We start from the raw sequence: 10,238 nt of genomic DNA, 5'->3' as shown, positions 1-10,238 counted from the left end.
TCTTTGATATACAGATCATTTGTATGATAATTTTTATAAATAATTGCGGAATAAACAACTTACATAAATGCTTTTAAAAGCTCTTGTACAAATGGAATTACTCCACCTACAAATTTTAAAACTGCCATTGCGATTGCCATATTATTTCCTCCTCTTTTGTTGGTACTAAGATGTGATTAATCTTTATGCTTTTATTGTAGTAAGCACTTACATTTATATCAATATATATTTATATGTAATATTACATATTGACGGGTTAATGAAATATCACATTTTTGCATTAAGGAATCCTATGTTTTTAGGATTCTTTTTTAGTTTCTGATAATATTGTTTTAGTTGAATATAGATTTAAGTGATTTAGCAAGAATTTAAATATGTGAACCATTAGTTTACATCTATTAGACTAATGGTTTCTTTATTGATTATGGTTTTATATGTAATAATTTCTTAGAGGTGAATAATATGAATTTAGGTTCGCAATTGAAAAAGTTTCGTGAATCAAAAAACTTTTCACAAGAAGATGTAGCTCGCAAGGTTGGAGTGACTAGACAAGCTGTTTATAAATGGGAGAGCAATAAAAGTTATCCTGATATTGATAATTTGATTTTACTTAGTGAATTGTATGAAGTAACAATTGATGAGTTAATAAAGGGATCAGAGGATGTTAGAGGGGAGTTAGATAAAAAAGATAAAGATGAATGTGAGGACGATGATGATGAAAATGATTTTAGCTTTTTTATAGGTATTGCTCTTATATTTATAGGGATATTTATTGGTATTGAAGGAATTTCCTTATTTTTAACTATACTGGGAATGCTGATAATGGTATTTTATAGTGATGTGAAAAAAGCAATTATTAATGAATTTAAAATAAAAAGAAGACCGAACTAGATTGTTTTTCTAGTTTGATCTTCTTTTTATTTTATGTAAACAAATATTCAAAAGTTTACTTTTATAAAGATAGAAAATCGAGCGAAGCGACAACCGTTTTAGGATGAGAAAATGAAATTTTGAGACCGAAAAAGCGGTAAAGGTTGTAGGAATCTCCTGCTAAGTCAAAAACGTAGTTTTTGGGGAGTGGGCGCCCACTCCCGTAGCTTGCCCTCTCTCTTCCTCTTTTAGAATTCTACACTTAGTTGTTATTTTGCTCTTGGTTTATAAGAACGCTGGTACTGGGCCATGAAAGATGGTTGATGTTAAGCCATCTTTCATTTTTTATAATGAAAATGAAAGTAAAAAAGAGTCCCTATTATTTAGGACTCTTTTTCTATTAGTTATAACAAAAAAAGCCAATCATGATATAATTGAGTTGCGACGCTACAACTATACATAAGAGGCTTTTTTATTCTTATAAAATTCTAATTACATAATAGCATAAAAAGAGTCTCCGTACTAGTTGTAAATACTAGGAATGAGGAGAAAAGTTATGACAAATACTATCAATTTAAAACAAGCTGAAAAAAATGCAAGATTGAGAGATATCGAGGATTCGAAGATCTTGTCAGAAGAAGAGATGCAATTAGCAAATAAACTTCAAGCAAAAGCTGGCTCAAGAGGAATGAAATTAGTTCCTGAAAAGAAAGTAAAAAATAAAGCTAAATTTGTTCAGTTATTACAGTTGAATTGGGAGTATTTAAGACAAAAAGATTATATGACTGGAGAGGAAAAAATCTTTTTGCTGGATATACAGGCTTACATAGGACTTCATTCAAATGCGATTGTAGATGATATTACTAAAAAATATGCGTCTCCATTAAATATTACTCAAATAGGAGAAGTATTAGGGACAAGTAGAACAAAAGTTAGTAGGGTTATTAATAGCCTTGTTAAAAAAGGTATATTAGCTAAAGCTGAATCTGGTGTTGAAGGTAATAATGTAAAAGCTTATGCAATTTATGTTAATCCCAATATTATTTATGCTGGAAATCGTGATGATGTTCAAGGAGCCTTAGTAACTATGTTTAGAAAAGCTATGAATAATAAAACACTTAAGAATTTACCTAATAGATTATTTTAAAAAGAACTATTGACTAGTTCTTTTTTTTTTGATTCTTTATTTTTCGTACGTATCAAATCTGATACGAAAGTGTATCAAATCTGATACGTACGAAAAATCTTGAAACCCTTGGTATTACTGGTTTTTTAAAACTTTTAAATGCTTGTCCTTCTCACTCTATATATTATTAAGGCTAAAAGTTCCGCAAGGAACGGGTCGTATTTTCCTCCGCTTTGCTACAGAAAATCTCCACCCTTTTCGCTTTATTACATCCTTGCAAAACTTTTTTCGGCTCGAGTTTTGGCGGCACCAAGCCGATACATCCAAAAGCAACTATTAGGGATCATCGGCTTGAATTTGCTATTATACGAGCCGAACCGCTAGTGATTCGATTTAAAATTTCACTTACCAAATTAATAGAATACGTTATATGTGGGGTTTCGCCCCCACACGACGAACCAGCCTCAACCCCAAAAGCAAACGAAAACCTTCATTTAAAACCGTTTATGTTGCTTTTTAAGCGGGTATTTTTGTTTTTACGACAAATAGTATTGTTTTAGATTTATATTCTTTAAAAAGGATTTTGGAGCGTTTGAATAACATCCTATGTTTTATTGTTGTCTGTCTCTAAATTATAGTTTTATATGTAAACGGAAAATGACTAACAAATAAACAGTTTTCAGCTCTTCATCAGAAAGTTGTTCGCCACGCATGGAGACAAGAGAAAGAATTGGTTAAAAAAATTGGAAGAGTGAAAGGCTACGAGGGACAGCATATGAAATCTGCTACCGAATATCCTGACTTAGCTGGCTCGCCAGCTAAGATTCAATTTTTAAAGGGAAGGAATATGGATGTAAATGAACATTTTGACGCTCACCGTGGAAACATGAATAGAGGGAGATGGTTTTATGCTAAGAAAATATTATTCAAAAAATAATCATTTACAACCATTTTTTGAGGAAGTTAATAAATATGTAGATGGTATTCATACCTTAAATGATGGAATTAGTTTAGAAGATATAACAATCCTTCAAAATGAACTTAACATCCAAATTCCTGATATATATAAAGATTTTCTTCAAGTGTATAATGGTGGAGAATTATTTATACCTGGAACGGTCCTATCAGAAATTTATATAGCTGCTTGGGGCCCAAAACAGCGTGGTGGCTCCTATCTAAATGATTCGTTTAAAAAAGAACGAAGACCGACAGGAATGCCAGACATGTATTTAATCATTGCAGATTTAAACTATGGTGACACTATTTGTATAGACTTAGAATCAAGCAATGGATACGATGCAACAGTAATACAGTGGGATAGGGAGACTAACAGCGTTTCTAGATCATGGAGTGGTTTGGTGGAATGGTTAATGGATACCTTAGACGAAGGATCATTACTAGTAGATTATGATGGTAATGAAAAAGATTTAGATTTTTAACATGAATAGTAAAAGTGAAGCCACAAGAGTTTAGTGCTCTTGTGACTTTTTATATAGCTAATTTTTTATACACAATCCCCTTACAAATTAATTACTCAATTTAGACTGATCTCTTTTAGTATTTTGAAGTAATGTTTGATTGCAATTTATTTAAAATGTATTGTCTACAGCAGGTACACATTTGATGCTATGAAGAGTACCTTGTGTACACCTCGACTCTACTTTTAACGAAAAATACGTGTAATTGGAAAATTTTGAGTCGACCGTGAGTGCACATCCTGGAAATTTTCGTGTACCCACGTTTAAGCTAGGCTCTGCCTAGCCCCAACCCCTAGTTGGGCCCAAAAACCCCTTATGCTCTTCTCTTTTTTTTGATTCAGAATTTCCAATTTTATAAAATGACTTGCCTTTTGATAGAGTTTTATTATGTTAAAAAAACAAAAATATGATTTTAATTGTGGTTTATTGCAAGGTTATTAGAAAAAAATTGTGGCGCGGCCATGGTCTTCGCTATATGGATTAAATAATGATTTGTTAAGAAGAAAATGAAATATGACTTAGAGATGTGAAGGACTCCGTTATTTTTATATGACAGAAGGATATAAACCTTAGTAAAATGAATTAGTAAAAACCTAGGTTTTATACCTAGGTATCAAGGTTGATTTTTTTGAAAATAACCCTTGATATTTAAAAAACTTAGGTTTTTATCTAGGTTTTAAAGGTGGGTAAAAAGATGGATAAAAGTGAAAACCTAGGTAAAGAAAAACCAGGTTATATAGCGATGACTGTTAAAGAAGTTGCATTGTGTTTAGATGAATCGCCAAATGTTATAAGAAATTGGATGAAAGAATTAAGGACGTATATTCCTTTAGAGAAAAATGAATCAGGCTATAATGTTTTTAATGAGAAAGCTCTTGAGCAAATGAAGATGGTTAAACAATTACACAGAGAACAGAATTACTCAATAAAACAAATTGAACATTATTTTGCTACAGGTGGGGAAAGTATAAAGCCTGTACCTAGTAAAGAAGTTGGAGAAATTTTAGCTGAAGAATTAAAATCATTAAAAAATGAAGTTAGTAAACTTAGAGAATATAGTGAGAAACAAGAGGAATTTAATAAATTGTTAATTGAACAACTTCAAAAACAACAAGATTATATTGATAATAAGTTAGAGAAACGTGATCAGAAGTTCCTTGAAACAATTAGAGAAGTACAAGAAACAAAATTATTAACGGCAGCTACAAAACCAAAAGGTTTTTTTGCGAAATTATTTGGAAAATGATTTTTTGAGATTGGGTAAAGAATTTATTATTAAAGATTTAGGGAGATAATTAGTATGAATAAAAAGGTGAAAAAATTTAAATATCTTATGATTATATTAGCGTGTATTGCAATTTTCGGTACAATTTTACCTAATGCATTTGATCCGAATGAAACGTTAGCAGGTAAAATTTCAATTGCGACTTTTGGGATAGTAGGTACCTGTTTACTATTTTCTATAATGTATTTTATTGTGAAAAAGGCTATTTTAAGAGGATAAGTTGTTGCATTTCTAATGAAAAGGTAGAGGATATATGTTTTTAAAAGCTTCGTATTTTGATTTTATTAATTTTATTATCCTTATTACAGTTATTCTAATTCTATGGAGATTAAAGATGTTGTCTAATAAAAAATATAATGTTCCCAAAGTATTTCAATGGTTTCCTAAAAAATGGGGGAAAAGAAAAATTTCAGAACAGTTTTTTCAATCAAGATTTGATGCTGAAGGTAAAGGGATTTGGATTACTTATTATGCTGTAGATTTATATGTTATAACTATTCCATTACAAGTGAAAAAATATAATACACTTTAATGTTCTGTTTTTTTATTAAGAAGTTTTAAAATATGGTAAGTGAAATTATAGGTATAATTTTATGTGAATATTAAAGTTAAAAAGCTAATTTTCATAGAAAATTAGCTTTTTATTTATTGTTAGCAATAATTATTGAATTGAATAAAAAATGCATTTAGAAGGAATCGTGGTTGCCGCGCATGTGGAATCGCTGAGTCCTGGCGTTTATGCCGCGAAAGTTCCTTGACGATGAGGGGAACCCTCATGCAAACTCGCCAGAGGTGGCCCCAGAAGGGCGGTTTTTGCCCGCTGGGGTTGGCTTTGGGAGTTTGAGGGTTCGGAGGCTCGTGGTCAAGGGAACCGTGGAATAAAAAGCGAGGACGGACCCTAGGACAGGGCAAAGACCAATGTCTTCGCCAAGATTCGTGGTTCTAATGTTAGAAAAAGGCGAATAAGAATATAGCATACATAGAATAAGGGAATGCAGTACAGATCAGCATACAAGCATTCCCTTGCTATTAAAATGTTGTTTTTTAAGTATACTTTTATTTACGTAAAACATTGGGTTTTATGATATGAAATATTATATTTCAAAAAGGTATTGCTATTTTTGTAAGCGCTTACTATAATAAAGGTACAGAGATTCAAAAAATCTTAATATAATAATAAAGGAGGAAACAATATGACAATTGCAATGGCAGTTTTAAAATTTATAGGTGGAATCATTCCATTCGTACAAGAGCTTTTAAAAGCAGTAATGTAAGTTCATTATTCCGCAATTATTTATAAAAATTATCATACAAATGATCTGTATATCAAAGAAGAATTGATGTGCAGATCATTTGTGTGAGCAATGTTTAAAAAAGAAAAAGAATCCTAAAAGAATCCCAAAAGAAATAAGGGATTCTTTTTCTTTTGAGTTTTGTTCTTAAGTATTAAATTATTTTTTGTTAAACAGATGAATAAGGAAAATAAAAAGTAAAAAACATAATATATTATTAAATAAATTTATGTGTTGTTTTGATGCAATATTGCATATTAAAAAGAGTTGCTAATTTTGTTATTTCAAAATACAATATAAATAATTAAATATTCAGAAAAATATAAGGAGTGATCATTATGGCAATTGCAACAACAGTTTTAACCTTCTTAGGTGGAGTACTTCCTTTAGTAGCAACTTTATTAAAAGCATTTATGTAATATAATTTTTTCAGAGTTATTCTTAATAAAACCCATACAAATGATTCATGTATTGGAAGTGTACTCAATATATGGATCATTTGTATGGGTTTTATTAGAAAAAAGTTTTTTGTTTTTATTTAGGTTATAGTCTGATGGTAATGAAATGACAATCAACCCCAAATAATTAGGGAATTCTTTACAATGAAAGCGCTTTCTGTTATAGTGATAATGGGTTGGATAGCACGAGTGGCTATCAGGGTATTTAGCGTAGGTGGGGCTAATACTATGGACAGGATAGAAAGAAATATTATATTGTTTTTTACTATTATGAAACTCTACATACATTATAAAAAAGGAACTGATTCATTATTTTATGAGTTGATTCCTTTTTTTATTTTATTACAGTTAAGTGAGGGTAAGGCAATTTTCTTTCGAAAAAATGTCGAATTTATCAGAATTTTGTATTTTTTTGTTGATTTATTTTATTTTTAATGCTAAACTCATAATAACAAGGAAAGAGTAAACAAAAACCCTTAGCGATTAAATTTTCAGAATGTTTAGTCTTATCGGTCGATTTACTCCATTTGATTGACATGTTTGTGTATTGAATCCTCCACTCTTTCTTTGTTGTACCCTACAAAAGAAAACAACCTGTTTTTATCCAAGTTGTTTTCTTTTGTAAAAATTTAATTATTGTTTTTATGACAGTTGGGATAATTATTGTAAAAGTTATTATGGTTTACAGAGGGGGGGACAGCTAATAGATTGGACATTTAATGCGGAGTTTACATTACAATGGAGTGAATACAGAAAGGGGTGAAAACCAAGAAATTTGGTGTCAGTTTATTAATTTTAGAAAAGGAAGAATAGAAATATAGTGGACATACAATTACAATAAGGGAATGCAGTATAGATTAGTATACAAGCATTCCCTTTTTACGATTATGTTATTTGTTATTATAGGTATGAATGAATTCCTTACTTTATATATATTCCATGTATTTTATCCACTACATATGAATAGGTAGTGGTTTATTTTTTAAATTTGAAATGTATCTAAGATATTATCTTTTTCTTCTTTATTGATACCAATATATTTGAGTGTAATTTGTGGTGTACTGTGATTGAGTATGTCTTGCAACATAGCGACATCTTTTGTTTGTTTATAGAACCAATAGCCGAATGTTTTGCGCATTGTGTGAGTTCCGATAGATTCTACATCGGCAAAATCACCGGCTTTTTGCAATTGTCGATAGGCTTGGATTTTACTAATGGGTTGATTTCCTTTACGTGAAGGGAATAACCAGGTATTTTCTACTGTTTGGGCGTATTGATATATTTCGTCAAAAATAGAAGTAAGATTAATAATCCGTTCTTTCTTCGTTTTTCCCTCTTTTACTTTTAATTCTTTTCTACGTTTTCGTTTTAATTTTAAAATCATATGAGTCTCTAATTGAAGTAGATCACTTACTCGTAGACCTGTATTGATCCCAATCGTGAATAAGATGTAGTCTCTTTCTGAACAGTGACGTTTAAGAGCCCATTTCATATCTTCAATCTGATCTTTACTTCGGATGGGTTGGACATCAATGAGATGTGTTTTTTTGTTCATGTGTTTCTGTACCTCTTTATTTATATTGTTTTGAATGTATACTTTTCTTGCTAATTTTGATGATATCAGGGGAATTGGGATAAAGTCAATGTTTTAGAGGATTTGAATGTAAACAAATATACAAAAGTTTACATTCATTTTCTTAATAAAAAATATAAAACTTATTAGTTAAAATTTTATATTAATGTTTTTTATGGGAATAATAAAAATTAAATTAACTCAATATTAAGAATATTCAATATAAACATTATCAATTTACTATATATTCCATTTGTGTAAAATTATTAGTGAGCTAAACTCTTTTTTAAATCTTTGCCCCTAACAAAGATTTAAGGGTATTACCATTTTCCTGGCTTAAGATATGTTGAAAAAAGAATCTGTAATAGATTCTTTTTTTCTTTTTCTATTAATGAAAGTAAACTTCTATCTAAAAGTTTACTTTCAAATATATTTTATTTATTACCATTTTTTACCCCGTTTAATTTTCTTAATATTGAAAAATATAAATTCATAATTTACAATTATTGTATAATAGAAATATTTTGAAGGAGTGTTGATATGAATATTAAAGGGGTACTAATGTTTTTACTAGTTTTTGTTATATTTTTAGGATTTTTGCCAATGGAGAAAGCAAATGCGTCTGCATCATCTGATTTAGTAAATGAGATAGTAAACAAGATTGATACAAGTAAAAACTATTATATAGTTCCAGCAGATTCACCAACAAGAGGATTAATTTTCCGTCCACTTCATAATTCTCCATTAAACGTACTAGTTAGTTCACATGGTAATACAGTAGAAAACCCTTCCGCAAATCCTGTAAAATTACATTTCTCTGAAGAAAACAAGAAATATCGTATTGAGATGCCTATAAATTTAATGGGACGTCCTGTTTCTTATTGGTTTTGGGCATGGGGAAGTAGTGTGTTTTTGGATTGGCAAGAGAAAAATGCAACTTATTGGACTATAACTTCTGTAGAGGGAGGATATACACTTCAAGTAGAAAGTGGGTATCTCTCTTATAAAGATGTTGTTTCGCCAATGCATGGTTCTCTTATAACGACCTATTTAAGTAAAGAAGAAGTTGTGTGGAAATTAGTACCTGCGTCTTAAATTTTGTATAAGTTTTAAGTATATTTCATCTAAAAAATAATACATAAATAAAACAGTACAAGTCATTTTAATACGTGATTTGTGCTGTTTTGTATTTATTAAAATTCAAATCTAAGTAAAAAAATAAAATAGATTTTATGATTTGAGATTACATGTATCTGATTTATTTTTCTTACTGATATTGTAAGTAAAGAAATATCTAAAAGTTTACATTCAAAAATGGACAATAAAAAACAGTAGTGTATAAAATCACTACTGTTTTTTATTGTTTCTTGCAAGTGAATTATTTAAATTCCTGTCTATATAATTTAAACGAATAAACAGCTCCAACGAAAAAGACAATGGCTTCAAATAATATGAAAAATTGACGGAAATACATATCTTTACCAACTAAGGAAATAAATGCGCCATTCATTATAAGTTGAGTAAAAAACATACAAGAAACAATTTTAAGGTAAATAGCATTTGTTCTTTCATCTGGTTGACCAAATTTTTTGCTGATAATGAAAAGTGCAATTACTGAACCTAAAAATAGAATTGCTGTAAGTCCTACAACGATATTGAAATTGTTTGTGCTTTCTAACATCCATTTGTTTAATAGATCAATCATTATTATCTTCCTTTCCTACATAAGAGAATATTTCGTTTATATCAACTTCAAAATAATTTGCTATTCGATATGCTAACACTAGTGAAGGAGAGTAATTATTCTTTTCCATAACAAATATCGTTTGTTTAGAAACCCCAACAGCATCAGCTAAATCTTTTTGTGACATTCTTTTTAATACCCTATATTCATAGACTTTATTTGTTATAGAGTCGCCATGTTTTTCCTTCATAGGTAACACCTTCCTTTCTTAAGACTTATATTAAACCTATTTTGTAAAAAAGTAAAGTTTAATTATATAAAAGATAAAAATTTTTATATAAATTAAAAGAAATACTATATATTTATTGAAAGTAAACTTCTATTCAAAAGTTTACTTTCAGTAATAACAAAAAAAGTCCCTTAATGATGCTAAAGGGACTTTGTTCACACAAATGATCTGCACATCAATTCC

11 protein-coding genes are annotated in these 10,238 nt (G+C 29.6%); 8 read left to right on the top strand and 3 right to left on the bottom strand.

From position 1 onward, the window contains the following. The first annotated feature begins 462 nt into the window (after positions 1 to 462). The 7 genes from BPMYX0001_RS28615 (at position 463) to BPMYX0001_RS28585 (ending at position 5,291) form a co-directional block, all read left to right on the top strand. Positions 463 to 891 carry a helix-turn-helix domain-containing protein gene (locus tag BPMYX0001_RS28615; protein WP_006097637.1) on the top strand — a complete coding sequence of 143 codons (429 nt, stop codon included), beginning with the start codon at positions 463 to 465 and terminating at the stop codon, positions 889 to 891. Positions 892 to 1,426: 535 nt separating this feature from the next. Next, positions 1,427 to 2,017 (top strand): MarR family transcriptional regulator, encoded by a 591-nt coding sequence (locus tag BPMYX0001_RS28610; RefSeq protein ID WP_006097636.1) that lies wholly within the window; start codon positions 1,427 to 1,429, stop codon positions 2,015 to 2,017. Positions 2,018 to 2,726: 709 nt separating this feature from the next. Then, on the top strand, positions 2,727 to 2,933 hold the full coding sequence (locus tag BPMYX0001_RS28605; protein WP_033799555.1) for a hypothetical protein: 207 nt from the start codon (positions 2,727 to 2,729) through the stop codon (positions 2,931 to 2,933). Beyond that, complete coding sequence (locus tag BPMYX0001_RS28600) at positions 2,905 to 3,435, top strand: SMI1/KNR4 family protein (protein WP_006097635.1); 531 nt, start codon at positions 2,905 to 2,907, stop codon at positions 3,433 to 3,435. The genes BPMYX0001_RS28605 and BPMYX0001_RS28600 overlap by 29 nt, the downstream gene beginning before the upstream one ends. Positions 3,436 to 4,168: 733 nt before the next feature. Next, positions 4,169 to 4,720, top strand: coding sequence for a MerR family transcriptional regulator (locus BPMYX0001_RS28595; protein ID WP_033799554.1), 552 nt, complete (start codon positions 4,169 to 4,171; stop codon positions 4,718 to 4,720). Between the two features lie 54 nt (positions 4,721 to 4,774). Next, positions 4,775 to 4,978, top strand: coding sequence for a hypothetical protein (locus BPMYX0001_RS28590; protein ID WP_006097633.1), 204 nt, complete (start codon positions 4,775 to 4,777; stop codon positions 4,976 to 4,978). Positions 4,979 to 5,012: 34 nt separating this feature from the next. Further along, positions 5,013 to 5,291 carry a hypothetical protein gene (locus BPMYX0001_RS28585; RefSeq protein ID WP_033799553.1) on the top strand — a complete coding sequence of 93 codons (279 nt, stop codon included), beginning with the start codon at positions 5,013 to 5,015 and terminating at the stop codon, positions 5,289 to 5,291. Between the two features lie 2,200 nt (positions 5,292 to 7,491). On the opposite strand, the gene BPMYX0001_RS28575 is transcribed toward BPMYX0001_RS28585, so the two are convergent. Then, positions 7,492 to 8,064 (bottom strand): tyrosine-type recombinase/integrase, encoded by a 573-nt coding sequence (locus BPMYX0001_RS28575; RefSeq protein ID WP_006097631.1) that lies wholly within the window; start codon positions 8,062 to 8,064, stop codon positions 7,492 to 7,494. A 558-nt stretch (positions 8,065 to 8,622) separates the two neighbouring features. On the opposite strand from BPMYX0001_RS28575, the gene BPMYX0001_RS28570 reads away from it, so the two are divergent. After that, entirely contained in the window at positions 8,623 to 9,177 is a 555-nt protein-coding gene (locus BPMYX0001_RS28570; protein ID WP_006097630.1) for a hypothetical protein, read from the top strand. A gap of 283 nt (positions 9,178 to 9,460) precedes the next feature. On the opposite strand, the gene BPMYX0001_RS28565 is transcribed toward BPMYX0001_RS28570, so the two are convergent. Beyond that, positions 9,461 to 9,787: a hypothetical protein gene (locus BPMYX0001_RS28565; protein WP_033799551.1), complete on the bottom strand. Its 327-nt coding sequence runs from the start codon at positions 9,785 to 9,787 to the stop codon at positions 9,461 to 9,463. Continuing rightward, positions 9,780 to 10,016: a helix-turn-helix transcriptional regulator gene (locus BPMYX0001_RS28560; protein ID WP_000659766.1), complete on the bottom strand. Its 237-nt coding sequence runs from the start codon at positions 10,014 to 10,016 to the stop codon at positions 9,780 to 9,782. Before BPMYX0001_RS28560 ends, BPMYX0001_RS28565 begins: the two co-directional genes overlap by 8 nt. Between the last annotated feature and the right edge of the window lie 222 nt (positions 10,017 to 10,238).

The sequence above is a fragment of the Bacillus pseudomycoides DSM 12442 genome, from assembly GCF_000161455.1.
Lineage (GTDB): Bacteria > Bacillota > Bacilli > Bacillales > Bacillaceae_G > Bacillus_A > Bacillus_A pseudomycoides.
Note: the sequence above shows the minus strand (reverse complement) of the source record. Positions and strands in the feature narration are given on the sequence as shown.